At 40.2% G+C, this 301-nt stretch carries 1 pseudogene; it reads right to left on the bottom strand.

From position 1 onward, the window contains the following. A pseudogene (locus JKP73_RS22650) lies at nucleotides 1-301 on the bottom strand (serine hydroxymethyltransferase); the annotation flags it as partial.

Below are 301 nucleotides of genomic sequence, written 5' to 3' on the forward strand. Positions count from 1 at the left end.
TGTCTTTAACACATTTTCATCTTCATGATTTTTCAGTGTGAGTGCAATAATTGCTGCTATCTCTTTCATTTCTTCTTTGCCGAACCCACGAGGGGTGGCGGCTGCGGTTCCAATTCGTACACCACTTGTTACAAACGGACTTTCTTTATCGAAAGGAATGGTATTTTTATTTGCAGTAATCCCAATATCGTCTAAAACCTTCTCTGAAACTTTCCCGGTTAAACCTAATGGCGTAACATCCAATAATAGCAAGTGGTTGTCTGAGCCACCAGATACAATTCGAATTCCTTCTTCTTGTAGC

This window comes from Virgibacillus salexigens, from assembly GCF_014905415.1.
Taxonomy (GTDB): Bacteria; Bacillota; Bacilli; order Bacillales; family Amphibacillaceae; genus Virgibacillus; species Virgibacillus salexigens.